This window comes from Enterobacter sp. CC120223-11 (assembly GCF_900215375.1).
Classification (GTDB): domain Bacteria; phylum Pseudomonadota; class Gammaproteobacteria; order Enterobacterales; family Enterobacteriaceae; genus Scandinavium.
Map to the genome: position 1 here is coordinate 220,807 of NZ_OBEF01000004.1, position 18,714 is coordinate 239,520.

The window sequence follows — 18,714 nt, forward strand, 5'->3', positions numbered from 1 at the left end:
GACTGCCCTCGTGAAAGTTATCGTCCGGTGACCAGGAAGGCCGTCAGCATCAGTTTAGCCTGCACAATTTGCGGCTTAAACGCCGCCTTTTTAGCGTCCGATGCGCTGGCAATCGCTTCGCCAATCTGCGCCATTTGTGCGGCAGCCATTTCGTGTTCAGGCTGGAGGGCATCGCGTATAAACGCCACCGCCGTTAATACTTCGGCTTTAGCTTTCTCATTCCCGCGCAGCCACAGCTCTTCGTGATACTGCCAGTGCGCCAGCGCCGCTTCGAGGGCGGCGTTGCCCTGTTCTTTAAATTCGCTTTTTTTCAGCGCACGCTCGGCATTACCTGCCGCCAGATGGTAGCCGCGCGCCGCTTTGCTGAGGCTTCCCTGGCGCAGCACGCCTGCGGAAATCAGCTGCTCGGCTAAATCCAGAATATCGTCAACCTGGCCATGAAGCAGCTCCAGCTCCAGCTCGCAAATCGGCTCCTGATGGCTACCCGCTTTCACATCGCCCAAATCCAGCGCCAGTTCAATGCGGCTTTGGTTATGATTCACCAGCCATTTTTCACGGTAAAAATCAGTGCTGAACAGCGGCTTAACCTGAGAGGCCAGCTCCGGCGGTAGCTCGCCCTGCGGCCAGACTTCAGCAGGCAGCTTTTCCAGCGCCAGCTCGGCTTTATCGAGGTCGATATTGTATTCAGGACGGGAATGTAAGCCGCCGACGACTTTACCGGCGATTTTCATCGTCATCTCATAGCGACCGTTGTGGCCGCGAATGCGCAGGCCCATGTCATGACGACGCAGCCAGCTGTCGGCGGTTTCGTAGTAGATGTTGAGCAGCTGAGCCGCAGGGATATGTTCCGCGGAAAGGGCGTTGAGCTGCTGGCGAAGGGCGTCGACGCCGTGCTGCTCAACGATGAACTTCAATTCAATTTCCTGATCCATGACTGATTTCTTATGGTTGCAAAGCCTTGATTGAACGTTACGCCGAACTTCTGCGCATCTTTTTTGTCAGTAGAGTGTATTTCGCGGTACTTTGCCATGCAATCGCCTCCTGGAGGATTCCGATTGCGGCAGAATGCCTGGCATCGTCAGACTGATGCCTTTACTATCGATTCACTTTATGACAATAACGAAGACCCGATGCCTAAATTACGCCTGATTGGATTAACTTTACTCGCGCTTAGCGCAACTGCTGCCGTTCACGCGGAAGAAACTCGCTACGTTTCTGATGAACTGAATACCTGGGTTCGCAGCGGCCCTGGCGACAATTATCGCCTGGCGGGCACCGTCAGCGCGGGTGAAGCCGTCACCCTGCTTCAGACCAACGAGAATACCGAGTATGGCCAGGTGCGCGACAGCAACGGCCGTACCGCATGGATCCCACTGAAAGAGCTGAAAAGCGAACCGAGCTTTAAAAGCCGCGTGCCGGAACTTGAAAATCAGGTTAAAACCCTGACCGACAAACTGAACAATATCGACGGCACCTGGAATCAGCGCACGGCGGACATGCAGAAAAAAGTCGCTGGCAGCGACAGCGCCATCAGCAGCCTGAAGGCCGAAAATCAGAAGCTGAAAAACGAGCTTATCGTGGCGCAGAAAAAGGTGAATGCCGCCAATCTGCAGCTCGATGACAAACAGCGCACCATCATCATGCAGTGGTTTATGTACGGTGGCGGCGTGCTGGGTGTGGGTCTGATTCTGGGCCTGGTTCTGCCGCGCCTGGTGCCAAGCCGTAAGCGTAACGATCGCTGGATGAACTGACCGCCCGATTCGCTAATCCCTCTACACTTACGTATTATCTCCCGATAATCAAAGTAGAGGGGTTGTGTGGCGTGAAGACATATCTGGTCGGTGGTGCAGTTCGTGATGCGTTGTTAGGCCTGCCGGTCAAAGACAAAGATTGGGTCGTCGTCGGCGCCACCCCACAGCAAATGCTCGACGCGGGCTACCAGCAGGTAGGCCGCGATTTTCCTGTTTTTCTCCATCCGAAGACTCACGAAGAGTACGCCCTCGCACGCACCGAGCGGAAATCAGGTTCCGGTTACACCGGTTTTACCTGCTACGCCGCACCGGACGTGACGCTGGAGCAAGATTTGCTGCGCCGCGATTTGACCGTCAACGCCCTTGCCCAGGACGAAAGCGGCGAAATTATCGACCCGTATAACGGCCAATCCGATCTGCAAAACCGCCTGCTGCGCCACGTATCCCCGGCCTTCGGCGAAGATCCGCTCCGCGTTTTGCGTGTGGCTCGCTTTGCGGCCCGCTATGCGCATCTGAGTTTCCGTATCGCCGATGAAACGATGGCGCTGATGCGTGAGATGACCGCGACGGGCGAGCTGGAACACCTCACGCCGGAGCGCGTGTGGAAAGAAACCGAAAACGCAATGAGCACGCGCAACCCGCAGGTTTTCTTCCAGACGCTGCGCGACTGCGGTGCGTTAAAAGTGCTGTTCCCTGAGTTAGACGCGCTGTATGGCGTGCCTGCTCCGGCCAAATGGCACCCTGAAATCGACACCGGCGTGCACACGCTGATGACGCTGACGATGGCGGCCATGCTCACGCCTGCCATTGACGTGCGTTTTGCCACGCTGTGCCACGACCTCGGCAAGGCGCTCACGCCAAAAGAGTTCTGGCCGCGCCATCACGGCCACGGTTTAGCGGGCGTCAAACTCGTCGAACAGCTCTGCGCTCGCCTGCGCGTGCCTAACGAAATGCGCGATTTGGCGAAGCTGGTGGCGGAGTTTCACGATCTGATTCACACCTTCCCGATTCTCAAACCCGCCACTATCGTGAAGCTCTTCGACTCTCTAGATGCCTGGCGCAAGCCGCAGCGCGTGGAGCAACTGGCGCTGACCAGCGAGGCGGACGTGCGTGGGCGCACAACGTTTGAAGCCTGCGATTATCCGCAAGGGCGTTTACTGCGCGAAGCGTGGGATGTGGCGAAATCGGTGCCGACGAAGCCGGTGATTGAGGCTGGGTTTAAAGGGCCGGAAGTGCGGGAGGAACTGACGCGACGCCGGATTGAGGCCGTCGCGCAGTGGAAAGAGAAACGCTGTCCGCAGGTTACATAAACACCGCGTAGACCGCTGCCGCCACAACGAAGCGGTAGATGGCAAACGGAATAAAGGTGATGCGCTTGATGATATGCAGGAAGGTTTTGATAGCAAACAGCGCCACCACAAACGCGGTCGCAAAGCCCACGGCAAACATCGGAATATCAGAAGTGGTCAGGAAGCCGATGCTCTTGTAGAGATCGAGCGCCGTCGCCCCCATCATCATCGGCACCGCCAGCAGGAAGGAAAACTCCGCCGCCGCATAGCGACTCACGCCAAGCAGCATCCCGCCTGCGATAGTGGAACCTGAACGAGAGAAGCCCGGCCACAGCGCCAGACACTGGAAGCAGCCGATGGCGAAGGCCTGGAAGTAAGTCATATCGTCAACGCTCTGCGCGCGCGGCTCTTTCGGCTTTAAAAGTTCTGCCGCAATCAGCAGTACGCCGCCGACAATCAGCGCATACATGACGTTGATTGGGTTGAACAGTGACTTAATAAAATCGTGCAACACCAGCCCCAGCACCACCGCCGGGAACATCGCCAGCAGCACATGAATCAGCGACAGGCGGCCTGTCCCCATACCTTCATGCACCGGCGGGCGGCCAAAATGAATCCCAATCAGGCCAAACAGGCGACGCCAGAACATCACCACCACCGCAAGGATCGATCCTAACTGGATAACCACCTCAAAGGTGTTCGCCTTATCGCCCTCAAAGCCCAGCAGGTGGCCGACGATGATCATGTGTCCGGTACTGGAAACGGGTAAAAACTCCGTCAGTCCTTCGACAACACCCAGGATAGCCGCAATCAGCAGCGAGTGCATATCGCTCATTCAATAAACCCTTAAATAATAGAAAAAAGAAGCTACAAAAATGAATCCAGCTCTAAGACATAACTATCGGTGTTTCGTTTACTCATGATGAATTTATTCTTACGGTTTCGGATTTACGCCACGCTCGATGATGACGCCAACGTTGGCCGCACGCGCCACGGCGCCCGGCTTGCTGAGCTTAATGCGCACCCACGGCGAGTTAAAGCGCGTCAGCAGAATCTGCGCAACTTCTTCGGCCACGCGTTCCACCAGCGCAAAACGCCCGCCTTCAACATGCGCGACAACTGCGTCACTGATGTCGGCGTAGCTCAGGCAATCTTCAACGTTGTCGCTGACGGCGGATTTGCGGTTATCCCACGCCATTTCGATATCGAACACCAGCCTCTGTTCGATGGTCTGCTCCCAGTCGTAAACGCCAATAGTGGTGATTACCGAAAGTTGCTCTATAAATACAATATCCATCACGCCCTGCCTGCTTTTTGCCCACGCCGGATACCACTTCCGACAAAATATGCGTATTATCCACAGATGAAGAGAATACCGATACATTTTCAAAACGGAACAGCGTTATGAGTGCAATCGAGCCTGGAATGGTAATCCTGGCCTACCTTTGCGGCTCAATTTCCAGCGCCATTCTGGTCTGCCGCCTCGCGGGTCTGCCTGACCCACGCGCGAGCGGCTCCGGCAATCCCGGAGCGACCAACGTTTTAAGAATTGGCGGCAAGGGAGCAGCCGTAGCAGTCCTGATATTCGACATCCTCAAAGGCATGTTGCCGACCTGGGGTGCCTGGGCGCTGGGGTTTACCCCCTTCTGGCTCGGCATGGTCGCTATTGCCGCCTGTCTCGGCCATATCTGGCCGGTCTTCTTCGGTTTTCGCGGCGGTAAAGGCGTGGCCACTGCGTTTGGCGCTATCGCCCCCATTGGCTGGGACTTAACGGGCGTCATGGCCGGCACCTGGCTGCTGACTATCCTTCTTAGCGGCTACTCTTCGCTGGGTGCCATCGTCAGTGCACTGGTTGCGCCGTTTTATGTCTGGTGGTTCAAACCGCAGTACACCTTCCCGGTTTCCATGCTTTCCTGCCTTATTTTGCTGCGCCATCACGACAACATCCAGCGTCTCTGGCGTCGTCAGGAGAGCAAAATATGGTCGCGCCTGAAGCGTAAGAAAAAGCCTCAGGACCCGCAGGAATAATTCCTCCCTTCGCCGCCAGTCGCGCGGCGACATTAATAATTACATTTAATTAACATCATAAGCGTTTCCTATGATCGCGAAGCCCATGCGCTGATCCATACTCATTAGCGACTGATTAATCACGCTATTGCAGGGGTGCCACTTGTCTGGCGCAGGACGGAAAAGTGAACATACGGGCTGGCGCGCCACGCTCGATCTGCTGTTTCGCCATACGCCGCAAAAAACGGTGCTGGCTTCCGCTCGCCATTCCGGCCCTCTCACCGTGCAGCGCCCCTTCTGGCCAGAAGGTGAAACCTGTCACCTCTATCTGCTGCATCCGCCCGGCGGCATCGTCGGCGGCGATGAACTGACTATTAACGTCAGCCTCGAAGCCAACAGCCATGCGCTCATCACCATGCCCGGTGCCAGCAAGTTCTACCGCAGTGCGGGCCCGCAGGCGAGACTCAGCCAGCGCTTTGAGGTGGGTGAAAATGCCATTCTCGAATGGCTGCCGCAGGACACCATTTTCTTCCCCGCAGCTCGTGCAACCCTTCGCAGCATTTTTCATTTACAGGAAGGGGCCCGGCTGCTCGCCTGGGAGCTTTTTTGCCTCGGTCGCCCGGTGATGGGAGAGCGCTTTCACGAGGGAGAAATCAGCAACCGCCTTGAAGTGTGGAAGAACGGTGAGCCCCTGCTCATCGAGCGGCTGCACCTGCGCGACGGTGATTTAAGCGCCGTGGCCGAACAGCCGTGGACAGGCAGCCTGCTGTTTTACCCCGCCGATGAAACGATGCTTGAGTCAGTGCGCGAAAGCCTTGCACCACTCGATACCTATGCCGGGGCAACGCTTGCTGACGGCCTGCTGACGGTCCGCTTTTTGTCGCACGATAACCTGATTTGCCAGCGCGCCATGCGCGACGTCTGGCAGCAGCTTCGCCCGCAGTTACTGAACAAATCGCCTCTGCTTCCCCGCATCTGGCTGACCTGAGAGAACGCTATGGAACTGACGCCCAGAGAAAAAGACAAACTGCTGCTGTTCACCGCGGCCCTGGTGGCAGAGCGCCGCCTCGCCCGTGGGGTAAAACTCAATTACCCGGAATCCGTGGCGCTGATCAGCGCTTTCATCATGGAAGGCGCGCGCGACGGCAAAAGCGTGGCCTCACTGATGGAGGATGGCCGCCACGTGCTCACCCGCGATCAGGTGATGGAGGGCGTGCCGGAGATGATCCCCGACATTCAGGTGGAAGCCACGTTCCCGGACGGCTCCAAGCTCGTCACCGTGCACAACCCGATACTCTGAGGCAGCAATATGATCCCCGGTGAATACAAGATCCAAAGCGGCAATATCGTCCTGAACCAGGGCCGCGAAACGCGAAAAATCGTCGTAGAGAACCATGGCGATCGCCCGATCCAGGTCGGATCGCACTACCACTTTTATGAAGTGAACCTGGCGCTGAAATTCGATCGCTCCGCCTGCAAAGGCTTCCGCCTGAACATTGCGGCAGGCACCGCCGTGCGCTTTGAGCCAGGTCAGAAGCGCGAAGTGGAACTGGTTGCGGTCGCGGGTGACAAACGCATCTTTGGTTTTCGCGCAGACGTAATGGGTGAACTGGAGGCAAAACCATGACTGAGATTTCGCGTCAGGCGTATGCCGACATGTTCGGCCCAACAACGGGCGACAAAGTCCGCCTCGCCGACACCGAGCTGTGGATCGAAGTGGAAGACGACTTCACCACCTACGGCGAAGAGGTGAAATTCGGCGGCGGCAAAGTGATCCGCGACGGCATGGGCCAGGGCCAGATGCTGAGCGACGCCTGTGTGGATCTGGTGTTCACCAATGCGCTGATTGTCGATCACTGGGGGATCGTGAAGGCAGATATCGGCGTGAAGGACGGCAGGATCTTCGCCGTCGGCAAAGCGGGCAACCCGGACATTCAGCCTGATATCACGATCCCGATCGGCGCGGGCACCGAAGTGATCGCCGCCGAAGGGAAGATCGTCACCGCAGGCGGCGTCGATACCCACATTCACTGGATCTGCCCGCAGCAGGCGGAAGAGGCGCTGGTCTCCGGCGTGACAACGATGATCGGCGGCGGCACCGGCCCGGCGGCAGGCACCAATGCCACCACCTGCACGCCCGGGCCGTGGTATATCAGCCGGATGCTCCAGGCCATCGATTCTCTGCCGGTCAACATCGGCCTGCTCGGCAAAGGCAACAGCTCGAACCCTGACGCACTCCGCGAGCAGGTTGCCGCAGGCGTGGTTGGCCTGAAGATCCACGAAGACTGGGGCTCCACACCTGCGACTATTGACTGCTCGCTAACGGTCGCCGAAGAGATGGATATTCAGGTGGCACTGCACAGTGACACCCTGAACGAGTCGGGTTTTGTCGAAGACACCCTCGCGGCGATCGGCGACCGCACCATTCACACCTTTCATACCGAAGGTGCGGGCGGCGGCCATGCGCCAGACATCATCACCGCCTGCGCGCGGCCCAATATTCTGCCCTCCTCCACCAACCCGACGCTGCCCTACACCGTTAACACCATCGACGAACATCTGGACATGCTGATGGTCTGCCATCACCTGTCGCCGGATATCGCCGAGGACGTGGCGTTTGCCGAGTCGCGTATTCGCCGGGAGACTATCGCCGCCGAAGATGTCCTGCACGACATCGGCGCATTCTCGCTGACCTCGTCAGATTCGCAGGCCATGGGCCGCGTCGGCGAAGTCATCCTGCGCACCTGGCAAGTGGCGCACCGCATGAAGGTGCAGCGTGGTGCGCTGGAGGAAGAGACGGGCGACAACGACAACTTCCGCGTGAAGCGCTACATCGCCAAGTACACCATCAACCCGGCGCTGACCCACGGCATCGCCCATGAAGTCGGGTCGATCGAAGCAGGCAAACTGGCGGATCTGGTGCTGTGGTCGCCCGCCTTTTTTGGCGTGAAGCCTGCGACGATCGTCAAAGGCGGCATGATCGTCATGGCCCCGATGGGTGACATCAACGCCTCCATCCCGACGCCCCAGCCCGTGCACTATCGCCCGATGTTTGGCGCACTCGGCTCGGCTCGGCACCACACGCGTATGACGTTTATTTCACAGGCGGCATTCGACAACGAAGTGCCGCAGAAGCTGGCCCTGAAAAGCCAGATTGCGGTGGTAAAAGGCTGCCGGACGGTCAGAAAGGCCGACATGATCCACAACGATTTACAGCCCAATATCACCGTCGATGCCCAGACTTATGAAGTGAAGGTCGACGGCAAACTCATCACCAGCGAACCGGCGGACGTACTGCCGATGGCGCAACGCTATTTTCTGTTCTGAGGAGCCAAGATGCTGTATCTGACTCAGCGCGTCGACCACGCGCATAGCCTTACCGCCAGCGTCACGCTGCCGATTGACGTGCGGGTAAAAAGCCGCGCCAAAGTGACGCTCAGCGACGGGCGAGAGGCCGGGCTGATGCTACCGCGCGGCCTGCTGCTGCGCGGCGGGGACATTCTTTGCAGCGAAGACGGCAGCGAATTTATCGAGGTGATTGCCGCCGACGAAGGCGTCTCCGTGGTCCGCTGCGACGATCCATTCCAGCTCGCCAAAGCCTGCTATCACCTCGGCAACCGCCACGTGCCGCTGCAAATCATGCCCGGCGAGCTGCGCTTCCATCACGATCACGTCCTCGACGATATGCTGCGCCAGTTCGGGCTGGACGTGAGCTTTGCGCACCTGCCGTTTGAGCCAGAAGCCGGGGCGTACACCAGCGAAGCGCAGGGCCATCATCATCACGCTCACAGCCACTCGCACAGCCACTGATGACCCGAGACACGCAGAAGCTACGCCTGTTTCAACTCGCCAGCAGCAGCCTGCCGGTGGGCGGTTACAGCTGGTCACAAGGGCTGGAATGGGCCGTGGAAGCAGGCTGGGTGCAGGACAGCGCCGCCTTCGCACGCTGGCAGACGCAGCAGATGGAGCAGAGTTTTTTTCACGTCGATCTACCGTTGTTTGCCCGTCTATACCATGCCTGGGAGCGGGAGGATATGGAGGCCGCGAAACGCTGGACGGCATGGCTGCTGGCCTGCCGCGAAACCCGCGAGTTGCGTGAAGAAGAGCGCAACCGTGGCCAGGCTTTTACCCGTTTGCTGTACGACTGGCACCCGGAATGCCCCGGCGAATGGCGAGCTTTGTTCAACCAAAGTCAGCTGTGCGGCATGGCGTGGCTCGGCGTGCGCTGGCAGATGGAGTTGCGTGAACTGGCGCTGACGCTCGGCTACAGCTGGATTGAAAGCGCAGTCATGGCCGGGGTGAAACTCGTGCCGTTCGGCCAGCAGGCCGCGCAGAAATTAATTATGACGCTCTGCGAGCAGTACGCCGCAGGCGTTGAGCGGGGGCTGAACTGCCCCGATGAAGAGATCGGTTCCTCGACGCCGCTTGCGGCTATCGCCTCGGCGCGTCACGAAACCCAATATTCCCGAATTTTCCGTTCCTGAGGAGAAGCTATGGCCAGTTACAAACACCCGCTGCGCGTTGGCGTCGGCGGCCCGGTGGGCTCTGGTAAAACCGCCCTGCTGGAAGCGCTGTGCAAGGCGATGCGCGACACGTATCACCTGGCGGTTGTCACCAACGACATCTACACCAAAGAAGATCAGCGCATTCTCACCGAAGCGGGCGCGCTGGCCCCGGATCGCATCGTCGGTGTGGAAACGGGCGGCTGCCCGCATACCGCTATTCGGGAAGATGCGTCAATGAACCTCGCGGCCGTGGAAGCATTGAGCGAGAAATTCGGCAATCTGGATCTTATCTTCGTCGAAAGCGGCGGCGACAACCTCAGCGCCACCTTCAGCCCTGAGCTGGCGGATCTGACGATTTACGTTATCGACGTAGCGGAAGGGGAAAAGATCCCTCGCAAAGGCGGCCCGGGGATCACCAAATCCGATTTCCTGGTGATCAACAAAACCGATCTCGCGCCGTACGTTGGCGCATCGCTGGCAGTGATGGAAAGCGACACCAACCGCATGCGCGGCGACAAGCCCTGGACATTCAGCAACCTGAAGGCCGGAGAAGGCCTACAGACGATTATTGCGTTTCTGGAAGATAAGGGAATGCTGAAAGGGTGAATTGAGGTGCCGGGCGGCGCTGCGCTTGCACCGGCCTACGATATTTGCAGGCCCAGTAAGCTTGCATCGGCCTGCGGCATTTGTAGGCCCGGTAAGCTTGCGCCACCGGGCAGGATTAGCGGTGATGGAGCACCAGCGTTTCCTCTCTGCCGGGTTTCCCCTCCGGAGATTGCAGTGTCACGACCACCTCTTTTTGCAGCGGCAAATGGTGCGGACAGGCACCAAACACCTGCAACGTTTCGCCCGGCTGCAGCGTGGTTTTGTTCAGCGTCAGCGGCATTTCATCAGGCATCAGCCGGACATTGCGCTCCAGATGTATCGCTGTGCTGCCGCGATTGGTCACCGTGAGGATCTCCCCCTCGGCACGCCAGTCGAGCGAAGGTTTTTCCGTGGCCGCAGCCGCCGTACTGTGCTGAGCGGCAGCGCGTTCTGCGGCCTGAGTCAGACCCGACGAGACAAGCAGGATGACTGACACGGCGAACAGAGCCCCTAAGGTAATTTTCATGAATTGTTGTTCTCCTTAAAGCGGCCCCGCCAGCGCGGAGGGGCCGGATCAGTGGATTAAGGAATCGCCTCCCACAGGGCTGCCACGTCAGCCGGTGCCCAATGGGCCATCGACTTATGAGCCTGCAGGCAACGGTACGTTTTACCCTTGTAGCTCACCTCATTCCCCGGCTTGTAGTCGACGCCAACTTCCCACGCACCTTCTGGCTCAGGCGTCACGCTGCCTTCCTGGGTTTTCACATTCAGCGCCGCGCTGGCAAGCGATGTCTGACCTTTGCTGTTTTCCGCCACTACGGTGTAGCTGTAGGAGGTATTAGCAGTAAGGCCGCTGTCAGCAAACTGCGTGCCGGTAACAGAGTTAACCTTCACGCCATCACGTGAAACGTGATACTTCACGGCACCCGTCACGCTGCTCCACTTGATGGTTAAGTTGGTTTCCCCCGCGCTGTCCAGGCTCAGGCCCGTCGGAGCTGCCGGTGCTGTATCAGACACTTCACCGGTTTTCACTTCAAGAACGTTGCTTGCGCCGGAGATGTTACCCGCCGCATCAAAGGCTTTTACGGTGTAGCGATAGAGCACGCCGCCGAGTTCAATCTGGGTATCTGTCCAGCGGGTATCGGTGGCGGAACCCACGTCAACACCGTTACGCTGAACCTTGTAGCCTTTGACACCGACGTTGTCGCTTGACGGCTGCCAGGCAAGGGTAATGGTCTGCCCGTTATCCATCAGCTTCAGATCTGATGGCGCAGTTGGCGCGATGTCATCCACATCCGGGCGATCGCCGCCGCCCATCTCGTCTGCGCGCTGCTTCATCTCATTGAAGTAATCCACCTGCTGCGAGAGGGAAAGCTGCTGGTTGTTGGAGCCCAGCGTCCAGATGAAGAAGCCGCCGTAGCCCTGCTCTGCCTGCCAGCCCGCACGATTTACGTTATTGGTGCGGCTCTCCACGAAGCGCCCGTTCGGCCCCCACTGGTCGTTGATTGTCTGGCCGAGAACGATTTTGCTTTTGTCACCTACCGCACGGGCATAGTTGGCCATCGCCACATCATATTTGAAGTTCTGACCCGCGTCGTAGGCCATCACGTTGAAGAAGTCGAATACGTCCTTACCTTTGGTCAGCAACGGCAACGCCTCACCGTGGTGGCTTGAGCGAGCCGATTCAACGAAAGAGCAGTTCTCAGTCACGGTATTGGACTGGCAGGATTCCGGATCCGCCCCGACGTGATAAGTCGTGAGGCTGATAAGCTTTTGCGTACCACTTGCTTTCAGCAGTTCGCGCACGCGCTTCGCCAGAGCCAGCACGTTGTCATTCTCTTTTTCCGTCAGACGCGCCACTTTCTCGAAGTCGAAGTCGATCCCGTCCAGCTGTACGGTACCCGCCAACTGGTTCACGCCCATATCACACTGACCATTCCAGTTGGTGTGCAGGCAATCGCCAACCATCTCCTCCGGCTTCAGGTTTTTCTTGTAGACCGGGAAGTCGGTTTTCAACAGCTTGACCAGGTTTTGCGCCAGGGTTTCACGGGTCTGTGCATTGTCCAGATAAGCCCACATGGACTCATAGGTTTCGCCCCCGAAGGCCACCATCATCTTCTTGCCCGGCTGGGCCAGCTTTAACTGGGTCCAGGCGGTGTTGGCGGAAGCCTGAATGTACCAGGGATCGTAAGCCGGCATATCAACGATCTTATCGGAGCTGGCGATCGCGCCGCTGGCATCCCAGCCACCGAAAGAGAGCAGCAGCGTATTGGCCGTCACGTCTTTCAGGGTATCGACAGATTCAGCGTTGACGCCGCCCCAGGAGGTTAAATAGGAAACGGCACGCTGAGCGTCGGCGGCAAATGCCGACTGCGCCAGCAATGCGCCGCTGATGAGTAGAGGTAACGTTAATTTTTTCATTGCATATCCTTGTGAGCGATTTATTAAGCAACGTCCGTTGCCGTCGTCCATTGTGTTATTTATCGCATAAGAATACGTCGGGGATTGCGGATTTCATTCTCAAGAACAGACTCTGAAACAATAAGAAACATCTCCGCGCGGCTTGATAAGAAATTTCTCACCGCCGGTTCCCTTATTCGCCATAAAGAAAAGAGCGGGCACCTGTTTCCTCAGGTTTATTTCAGGAAAAATTCATTCTTTCCCCTTCCCCTTCCCTGATTAAGGACGTTATCTATGAAAATAAACACGCAGGTGTGGCACCAACAGGGTGGCTTCACCTTGCTCGAATTGCTGGTGGTGCTGATGATTATTGCGCTGCTGGCGGGGTTTGTCGGGCCAAAGGTCTTCTCAAACGTGGATTCGGCAAAAGAGAAAACCGCCGTCCGCCAGATGCGATCTTTGGCCGATGCGCTGGCCCAGTATCGCCTTGACGTGGGTCAGTATCCCAGTGAAACCGAAGGCCTGAGCGCCCTAACGGAGAAACCCTCTTCCGCTCAAAACTGGAACGGACCTTACCTCAGTCAGAAAGTACCTGCCGACCCCTGGGGCAATCCTTACCAGTGGCATAACCCTACCCGCGACAAAGAGTCGATTAATGAAGTGGATATTACTTCAAACGGCAAAGAGGGTAAGGTAATTACTTACGGATTCTGATGATGCTCCGCCATTTATTATTTATAGCGGCATTCATCCCCTTATTTTCCGCCAGGGCGAACTGCTGGACAGAGGCCGGAGCGCGTTACGGAATAGAACCCGAGTTATTACAGGCGATCGCCATTGTTGAATCCAATGGCAATATCACTGCGGTGAATAAAAATCGCGATGGCTCACTGGATGTTGGCCTGATGCAAATAAACAGCAGCCATTTTTCCGCCCTGCGTAAATTTCGTATTAGTCAAAAAGATCTCCTGGATGACCCCTGTCAAAGTGTCATGACCGGCGCGTGGATCCTGGCAGGCCAGATCCAGCAGTTCGGCTACACCTGGGATGCGGTGGGCGCCTATAACGCCGGAACGGCCAACACGCCAGCACGCCGCGCGCTTCGTCAACGCTATATAAAAAAAGTGGCTCCGCACTATGCTCGCCTTAAACGGCAGCGGCGCCACGTACAGTCGCCGGAATGAAATCATATACCGTTATCACCCTCACGGAGGGTAAACGCGTCAGCCAGACGGTGCTTGCCACCTCGTCTGACGATGCCGCACTTCGCGTGACGGCCCTTGGAGGGCTGGCGCTCAGCGTGCGGGAAAACCGGGCTCGTCGTGATAAACGCTTCCCGCTGAACCTCTTCCTGCAGGAGCTGATTGCTCTGCTTGAGGCCGGACTGGTGGTGGTAGAAGCCATTGAAGCGCTGCGCGAAAGCAGCCGCGATAGCGTTTCAACGCTGGTGCTGGAGACGCTGGTCAATCGCCTGTACGAAGGCGCGCAGCTCTCGCAGGCTATGTCTGCGCTGCCCGCGTTGTTCCCCCCCTTGCTTATCAACACCGTTGCCTCCTCTGAGCAAACCGGGCATCTGCCGGTTGCCCTTGCGCGCTTTCAGTATTACGAAGCGCGGATGGAAGCGCTGCGTAAGCGAATTAAGGCGACGATGCTATACCCGACCATCGTCATCAGCGCCGGGGGCGCCATTCTGGTGTTCCTGCTCGGCTTTATCATTCCCCGCTTCGCGACGGTCTTCGAGGGGATGAAGTCTCCCTCCACCAGCGCGCAGCTGATTCTCTGGTGGGGAAAGCTCACCCAGCACCACGGCCCGCTGCTGCTGGCTGGATGTGTCGCTGCCGTGACCGGCATTGTCCTTGCAGCGCGCAGCCCGCGTCTTCGCCAGGCCCTGTCTGGCCTGCTGCTACGGCTGCCGCAGCTTCGAGAGCAGTATCAGCTTTCGGTGCTGGTGCGCTTTTACCGCACGCTCGGCCTGCTCTTACAGGGCGGTTTGCCCGCGCCTCAGGCGCTGACGCTCAGCCGCGATGTGCTGCCCGCAAGCCACAGGCCGCAGATTGAACAGGTGATTCAGGATGTGGCCGCCGGAGAGTCCCTCTCCCGCATGCTCGAAGCGCAAAAGCTGACCACGCCCGTTGCCTGCCGCCTGCTACAGGTTGGCGAGCACAGCGGTGAACTGCCCGCCATGTGCGAGCGTATCGCCGCGTTCTACGACGAATCGCTGGAGCGGGCCATTGAAACCTTCAGCAAAATTTTTGAACCGGTCCTGATGATGATCGTTGGCGGCATCGTCGGCCTGGTGGTCTTTTTACTCTATATGCCGATTTTTGAACTGGCTGGAGGACTCCAGTAATGATCCTTTCCACTGCAACCATCCCGGGGGTCGATACGCTTGTCGCCCTCCCTGATGAGGCTCGCTGTCAGGCGCTGAGTGAGCTGCTGGACAGCTTTCCGGATGCCCTTGAGGAAACTGCCGAGGCTCTCGGCCTGATCCCACTGCCCGCCAAAAGCTTCAGCGAAGAAAATGAGGACTTCGCGTCAATCCCACTGACCGAAGCACTCAGCCATCAGGCGCTGCCGCTGCGGCTGGGTGACGCCCTGCACGTCGCGCTGACCGACCCGTTTTCGCTCGCCCTACGACAGTGGGCCTATAGCCTGAATGCGCTGCCTGCGCTGATGTCGCTCTCCGCACTCAACGCAAGGCTTGAAGCCCTTGGCAAACAGCAGCGAACGCTCGATCAGCTTGAGCAGCAAAACAGCGACGAGAGCAGTGAAGCGCAGTGGCTTGAAATCACTCCAGCGGCAATCGCCAGCGAACCCCATGCGGTCATCAAGTTAGTCAACGCCACGCTGTTCGATGCGCTACAGAGCCGCGCCAGCGATATTCACTTGAGCGCCGTCGCCGACGGATTGATGGTGAAGTACCGCATCGACGGCGTACTGCACGCCATTCGTCATTGCGCTGGCGTCCAGCAGGGGGAGCAGGTGATTTCGCGCCTGAAAGTCCTGAGCTGCATGGACATCTCCGAGCGGCGCATCCCGCAGGATGGTCGCTTCAAGGCACTCATCCTCCAGCGCCCGGTGGACTTCCGCGTCTCCATCGTGCCGGGTATTCATGGCGAAGATGCGGTGCTGCGCGTGCTGGACAAATCCCACGATCAGAACCTGCGCCTGGAAACCCTCGGCTTTGACGAGCACACCCTCTGCGCCATCCGCAGGCTAACGCATCTGCCGCACGGCATGGTGCTGGTGACCGGCCCGACAGGCAGCGGCAAGTCGACCACGCTCTACTCCGCCCTGAGCGAACTCAACGGTGGCGAAAGCAAAATCATCACTATCGAAGATCCGGTTGAGTATCAGCTTAACGGCGTGCTGCAGATCCCGGTCAACGACAAAAAAGGGCTGACTTTCGCCCGCGGCCTGCGCGCCATTCTGCGCCACGATCCGGACATCATTCTGGTGGGGGAGATTCGCGACGGCGAGACCGCAGGCATTGCCGTACAGGCGGCGCTGACCGGCCACGTGGTGCTTTCCTCGGTGCATGCCAACGATGTGTTCAGCGTTCTGGAGCGCTTCCTCTACATGCAGGTGGAGCCCGCCAGCCTTATCTCTGCGCTGAACGGCGTGGTCGCCCAACGCCTGGTACGCCAGATTTGCCCGGAGTGCGGCGAAGCCGCCCCGACGCCCGAAACCCTGCCCAAAACCTGGCACCCCAATCCCTTACAGGGGCTGACGCCACGCTGGCGACAGGGGCGCGGCTGCGAAGCCTGCCGGGGCAGCGGTTATCGCGGACGACTGGCGCTGGCGGAAGTGCTGCATTTCAGCGATGGCATTAAGGAGGCCATGCTGGCCCGCGCGCCGCTGCGCCAACTGCGTCAGGTCGCACTGGAGGATGGCTTTGTCCCGCTGAGCGATATCGCCTTGCGGGCCGTGGCAGAAGGCAAAACCAGCCTTGAGGAGATGAATCGTGTTATCGCTCACTAATAGCTGGTCCTGCGATATCTGGCCTCACGCGCTGCGCCTTCGCCTGGGCGAGCAGATCGTTGCCTGTCACCCGCGGGAAGATGAACCGCTGGCGACAGGGCTTGCGGCTCTGCTGGCCCTACGTAAGCGTGCCCTTCACTGGCGAGACAGCGTGTCTTTTTGCCTGGATACCGACGATTTGGCGTTCGGCATCCAGCCCTGGCAGCCGGGGATCACAACGCCTCAGGAACTGCTGAAGCTGGCGGAGTTACTGGCGATTCGCGAACGCCAGGGCCGCTGGCTGACGCGTTTTGAATCCGCCCCGTTCAGTGAATCAGCCCTGGTGGCAAGACTGAAACAGACGTGCTGGGAAACCCTGCGCACCGTGGCTAAGCAGGAGCGTTTGCGCTTTCTCGGCGTCACGACCCCCTTTCAGCCGCTGCTCAGACAGTACGGCAAAGCGCTGCCGGAAAATGGCCTCTTCGTGACGATCGGGCACCAGCACAGCCGCATTGCCAGCCGTCTGAACCACGCCTGGCATGAAGTGAGCACGCTGGCACTACCCCGCGTGGAGATGCGCCAGCAGCTCAGGATCGTCGCCCGACTGAGCGGGATGGCCGATTACCCGCAGTACGTCATCAATACGGACGATGGCAGGCCTCAAGTCATTCTTCCTCAGGAGAACCGCTTGTGAGACCGCTCTTTTCCCCTACGGCTCCCTGGGCCAGCCGGGCGGTGATCCTGGCCGCGCTGGTGAGCCTGCCGATCGTCGGACTGATAACACGGGAAGCCGTTCATCAACAGGCGCTTACGCAGAAGGTTACGCGGGCTGAACAGCAGCTGCGCCAGCGCCAGCAGATGCTGGACAAGCTGCACGAGACGCAGAAGCGTCGCGCACGTCAGTCACATCAGCTCAATGCCATTCCCCCGGCCATTCGCCTGATGGACAGCGTCGGCAGCGCGATGTCGCCGGAGATTGCGCTGTTAAACATTGATATCAATCCTTCGCAGCGCGACGTGCGGCTGACGGTCAACGCCACCAGTCTGCCCGCGCTGCTGGCCTTCAGCGAGCGCCTGCAGCAGCTCCCTGCCCAGGTGGTGCTGGAGAACCATCGCCCTTCATCAAGTGAAGCGAGCGGCTGGCCGCTGGCGGCAAGCCTGGATGTGCACTTTGTTACGGAGGAAGCCCATGCGACGAAAAAATAACGTAGCGGCGCTGCGCTGGCAGAGTGCGGTGCTCGTCGGGCGGACAGGAAAAATCCCACTGCTGCTGGGCTGTCTGCCCTGCGGGCTGCTGGCGTTCTGGCTGAGCAGCATGGCTCCGCAAAGTGACGTGCAGCGCCAGCAGCTGGAGAGGCTCGAGACACGCCTGGCGCTGCCGTTGCCAAAGAGCGAGGGGCAGCCAGAGCCGCATACCTCCATGAGCCAGAGCGAGTATCAGATGGCGGGCCTGGTGTTCGACAAGCTGCAGCAAAGTGGCCTGCAGGTAGAGGCCAGCCGCTATCAGCGGGAAAACGGCCCCGAGGGTGCGGCCCTGCGTCTCGACATTCCGCTGAAGGGGGAATACCTGCCGCTGGTGGAGGCGCTGGAGTCACTGAGCCGTACTCTGCCTTTGCAAATAGGGCAGATAACCCTGCGCCGCTCCGCAGTGGTGGAAACTCAGCTCGACGCTACGCTACAGCTGCATCTGTACAAGGAATTGCCGTGAAGCTCCCCCGCTATTTGCAGGCCGCGCTGGCCGCCACCGTCATCGCCGTCATCTGGAGCCAGTTTGTCGATGACGAGCCTTTGCCTGAGGCGGCCTTACTGGCCCCAAAAAACACCTTACCCTCAGCAAAGTCAGCAGTCGAGCCACTTTCCCGCCAGGCGCCGGGGCGTGCCGACCTGTTTGCCTTTGCACAGTCAGACAAGGCTTCTGAACCCACAGACGCCACGCCTCACGAGGAACCACAGCCACATACACCTGAGCTGCCGCTGAAGATCCTCGGCGCATGGTGGCGTCATCACCAGCGCACCCTTCTACTGACCGACGGCACGGAGACATGGCCTGTCTGCCGCGACTGTCGCGCCGAGGGGAAAATCTGGATTGGCAGCGAGCCGGTCAACGGCTGGATTTTAAAGGCGGTGGCCCAGGACCACCTTCTGTTTGAATGGCGACTCACCCACGCCGAGCGCAGGCTCGAGCTGGGGGATCTGCAATCGGAACCGACACGATAA

General features: G+C 58.8%; 22 protein-coding genes and 1 pseudogene. 18 read left to right on the plus strand and 5 right to left on the minus strand.

From position 1 onward, the window contains the following. Positions 1-29: 29 nt before the first annotated feature. Positions 30-932 (minus strand): annotated as a pseudogene (locus CRO87_RS06835) (inorganic triphosphatase); the annotation flags it as partial. A 198-nt stretch (positions 933-1,130) separates the two neighbouring features. Here CRO87_RS06835 and CRO87_RS06840 point away from each other — a divergent pair. After that, entirely contained in the window at positions 1,131-1,751 is a 621-nt protein-coding gene (locus CRO87_RS06840) for a TIGR04211 family SH3 domain-containing protein (RefSeq protein WP_097162285.1), read from the plus strand. Positions 1,752-1,822: 71 nt separating this feature from the next. Continuing rightward, on the plus strand, positions 1,823-3,061 hold the full coding sequence (locus tag CRO87_RS06845; RefSeq protein ID WP_097162184.1) for a multifunctional CCA addition/repair protein: 1,239 nt from the start codon (positions 1,823-1,825) through the stop codon (positions 3,059-3,061). On the opposite strand, the gene bacA is transcribed toward CRO87_RS06845, so the two are convergent. Together bacA and folB are read right to left on the minus strand one after the other, a co-directional pair. Next, positions 3,054-3,875, minus strand: coding sequence for an undecaprenyl-diphosphate phosphatase (gene bacA, locus CRO87_RS06850; protein WP_097162185.1), 822 nt, complete (start codon positions 3,873-3,875; stop codon positions 3,054-3,056). The two genes, CRO87_RS06845 and bacA, sit on opposite strands and share 8 nt — an antisense overlap. A 99-nt stretch (positions 3,876-3,974) precedes the next feature. After that, entirely contained in the window at positions 3,975-4,337 is a 363-nt protein-coding gene (folB, locus tag CRO87_RS06855) for a bifunctional dihydroneopterin aldolase/7,8-dihydroneopterin epimerase (protein WP_097162186.1), read from the minus strand. 107 nt (positions 4,338-4,444) lie between these two features. On the opposite strand from folB, the gene plsY reads away from it, so the two are divergent. The 8 genes from plsY (at position 4,445) to ureG (ending at position 10,158) form a co-directional block, all read left to right on the plus strand. Beyond that, positions 4,445-5,068 carry a glycerol-3-phosphate 1-O-acyltransferase PlsY gene (plsY, locus tag CRO87_RS06860; RefSeq protein ID WP_097162187.1) on the plus strand — a complete coding sequence of 208 codons (624 nt, stop codon included), beginning with the start codon at positions 4,445-4,447 and terminating at the stop codon, positions 5,066-5,068. A gap of 142 nt (positions 5,069-5,210) precedes the next feature. Then, positions 5,211-6,035, plus strand: a complete 825-nt coding sequence (locus CRO87_RS06865; RefSeq protein WP_097162188.1) for an urease accessory protein UreD — start codon at positions 5,211-5,213, stop codon at positions 6,033-6,035. 9 nt (positions 6,036-6,044) lie between these two features. After that, positions 6,045-6,347, plus strand: a complete 303-nt coding sequence (locus CRO87_RS06870) for an urease subunit gamma (protein WP_097162189.1) — start codon at positions 6,045-6,047, stop codon at positions 6,345-6,347. Positions 6,348-6,356: 9 nt separating this feature from the next. After that, positions 6,357-6,674, plus strand: a complete 318-nt coding sequence (locus tag CRO87_RS06875; protein WP_097162190.1) for an urease subunit beta — start codon at positions 6,357-6,359, stop codon at positions 6,672-6,674. Beyond that, on the plus strand, positions 6,671-8,374 hold the full coding sequence (gene ureC / locus CRO87_RS06880) for an urease subunit alpha (protein ID WP_097162191.1): 1,704 nt from the start codon (positions 6,671-6,673) through the stop codon (positions 8,372-8,374). The genes CRO87_RS06875 and ureC overlap by 4 nt, the downstream gene beginning before the upstream one ends. Before the next feature lie 9 nt (positions 8,375-8,383). Next, positions 8,384-8,857, plus strand: a complete 474-nt coding sequence (gene ureE, locus CRO87_RS06885; protein ID WP_097162192.1) for an urease accessory protein UreE — start codon at positions 8,384-8,386, stop codon at positions 8,855-8,857. After that, positions 8,857-9,531, plus strand: coding sequence for an urease accessory protein UreF (locus CRO87_RS06890; RefSeq protein WP_097162193.1), 675 nt, complete (start codon positions 8,857-8,859; stop codon positions 9,529-9,531). The genes ureE and CRO87_RS06890 overlap by 1 nt, the downstream gene beginning before the upstream one ends. 9 nt (positions 9,532-9,540) lie before the next feature. Further along, on the plus strand, positions 9,541-10,158 hold the full coding sequence (gene ureG, locus CRO87_RS06895; RefSeq protein WP_097162194.1) for an urease accessory protein UreG: 618 nt from the start codon (positions 9,541-9,543) through the stop codon (positions 10,156-10,158). 115 nt (positions 10,159-10,273) lie between these two features. On the opposite strand, the gene CRO87_RS06900 is transcribed toward ureG, so the two are convergent. Both CRO87_RS06900 and CRO87_RS06905 read right to left on the minus strand, forming a co-directional pair. Next, a complete protein-coding gene (locus CRO87_RS06900; protein ID WP_097162195.1) occupies positions 10,274-10,663 on the minus strand; it encodes a hypothetical protein in 390 nt (129 codons plus the stop codon). A 56-nt stretch (positions 10,664-10,719) separates the two neighbouring features. After that, positions 10,720-12,558, minus strand: a complete 1,839-nt coding sequence (locus CRO87_RS06905; RefSeq protein WP_217992664.1) for a carbohydrate-binding protein — start codon at positions 12,556-12,558, stop codon at positions 10,720-10,722. A gap of 273 nt (positions 12,559-12,831) precedes the next feature. Here CRO87_RS06905 and gspG point away from each other — a divergent pair, with 273 nt between their 5' ends. The 8 genes from gspG to CRO87_RS06945 are packed head-to-tail and all read left to right on the plus strand — an operon-like array spanning position 12,832 to position 18,714. Then, positions 12,832-13,251, plus strand: coding sequence for a type II secretion system major pseudopilin GspG (gspG, locus tag CRO87_RS06910; protein WP_097162197.1), 420 nt, complete (start codon positions 12,832-12,834; stop codon positions 13,249-13,251). Between the two features lie 2 nt (positions 13,252-13,253). Continuing rightward, complete coding sequence (locus CRO87_RS06915; RefSeq protein WP_097162198.1) at positions 13,254-13,721, plus strand: lytic transglycosylase domain-containing protein; 468 nt, start codon at positions 13,254-13,256, stop codon at positions 13,719-13,721. Beyond that, on the plus strand, positions 13,718-14,887 hold the full coding sequence (locus tag CRO87_RS06920; protein WP_097162199.1) for a type II secretion system F family protein: 1,170 nt from the start codon (positions 13,718-13,720) through the stop codon (positions 14,885-14,887). The genes CRO87_RS06915 and CRO87_RS06920 overlap by 4 nt, the downstream gene beginning before the upstream one ends. Continuing rightward, positions 14,887-16,518: a GspE/PulE family protein gene (locus CRO87_RS06925; protein WP_097162200.1), complete on the plus strand. Its 1,632-nt coding sequence runs from the start codon at positions 14,887-14,889 to the stop codon at positions 16,516-16,518. Before CRO87_RS06920 ends, CRO87_RS06925 begins: the two co-directional genes overlap by 1 nt. Next, entirely contained in the window at positions 16,502-17,191 is a 690-nt protein-coding gene (locus tag CRO87_RS06930) for a hypothetical protein (protein ID WP_097162201.1), read from the plus strand. Before CRO87_RS06925 ends, CRO87_RS06930 begins: the two co-directional genes overlap by 17 nt. Next, the gene (locus CRO87_RS06935) at positions 17,188-17,703 is read left to right on the plus strand and encodes a hypothetical protein (RefSeq protein WP_097162202.1); all 516 of its coding nucleotides are present in this window, start codon (positions 17,188-17,190) and stop codon (positions 17,701-17,703) included. The genes CRO87_RS06930 and CRO87_RS06935 overlap by 4 nt, the downstream gene beginning before the upstream one ends. Further along, positions 17,687-18,205 (plus strand): hypothetical protein, encoded by a 519-nt coding sequence (locus tag CRO87_RS06940; RefSeq protein WP_097162203.1) that lies wholly within the window; start codon positions 17,687-17,689, stop codon positions 18,203-18,205. The genes CRO87_RS06935 and CRO87_RS06940 overlap by 17 nt, the downstream gene beginning before the upstream one ends. Further along, positions 18,202-18,714, plus strand: coding sequence for a hypothetical protein (locus tag CRO87_RS06945; protein WP_097162204.1), 513 nt, complete (start codon positions 18,202-18,204; stop codon positions 18,712-18,714). Before CRO87_RS06940 ends, CRO87_RS06945 begins: the two co-directional genes overlap by 4 nt.

Bases quoted from the DNA above. Each gene is read 5' to 3' on its own strand.
- ureC (WP_097162191.1), top strand. From the start codon at position 6,671: ATGACTGAGATTTCGCGTCAGGCGTATGCCGACATGTTCGGCCCAACA.
- CRO87_RS06920 (WP_097162199.1), top strand. From the start codon at position 13,718: ATGAAATCATATACCGTTATCACCCTCACGGAGGGTAAACGCGTCAGC.
- CRO87_RS06940 (WP_097162203.1), top strand. From the start codon at position 17,687: ATGCGACGAAAAAATAACGTAGCGGCGCTGCGCTGGCAGAGTGCGGTG.
- folB (WP_097162186.1), bottom strand. From the start codon at position 4,337: ATGGATATTGTATTTATAGAGCAACTTTCGGTAATCACCACTATTGGC.
- CRO87_RS06925 (WP_097162200.1), top strand. From the start codon at position 14,887: ATGATCCTTTCCACTGCAACCATCCCGGGGGTCGATACGCTTGTCGCC.
- CRO87_RS06905 (WP_217992664.1), bottom strand. From the start codon at position 12,558: ATGAAAAAATTAACGTTACCTCTACTCATCAGCGGCGCATTGCTGGCG.
- CRO87_RS06840 (WP_097162285.1), top strand. From the start codon at position 1,131: ATGCCTAAATTACGCCTGATTGGATTAACTTTACTCGCGCTTAGCGCA.
- CRO87_RS06870 (WP_097162189.1), top strand. From the start codon at position 6,045: ATGGAACTGACGCCCAGAGAAAAAGACAAACTGCTGCTGTTCACCGCG.
- ureE (WP_097162192.1), top strand. From the start codon at position 8,384: ATGCTGTATCTGACTCAGCGCGTCGACCACGCGCATAGCCTTACCGCC.
- plsY (WP_097162187.1), top strand. From the start codon at position 4,445: ATGAGTGCAATCGAGCCTGGAATGGTAATCCTGGCCTACCTTTGCGGC.
- CRO87_RS06900 (WP_097162195.1), bottom strand. From the start codon at position 10,663: ATGAAAATTACCTTAGGGGCTCTGTTCGCCGTGTCAGTCATCCTGCTT.
- bacA (WP_097162185.1), bottom strand. From the start codon at position 3,875: ATGAGCGATATGCACTCGCTGCTGATTGCGGCTATCCTGGGTGTTGTC.
- CRO87_RS06890 (WP_097162193.1), top strand. From the start codon at position 8,857: ATGACCCGAGACACGCAGAAGCTACGCCTGTTTCAACTCGCCAGCAGC.
- gspG (WP_097162197.1), top strand. From the start codon at position 12,832: ATGAAAATAAACACGCAGGTGTGGCACCAACAGGGTGGCTTCACCTTG.
- CRO87_RS06875 (WP_097162190.1), top strand. From the start codon at position 6,357: ATGATCCCCGGTGAATACAAGATCCAAAGCGGCAATATCGTCCTGAAC.
- CRO87_RS06915 (WP_097162198.1), top strand. From the start codon at position 13,254: ATGCTCCGCCATTTATTATTTATAGCGGCATTCATCCCCTTATTTTCC.
- ureG (WP_097162194.1), top strand. From the start codon at position 9,541: ATGGCCAGTTACAAACACCCGCTGCGCGTTGGCGTCGGCGGCCCGGTG.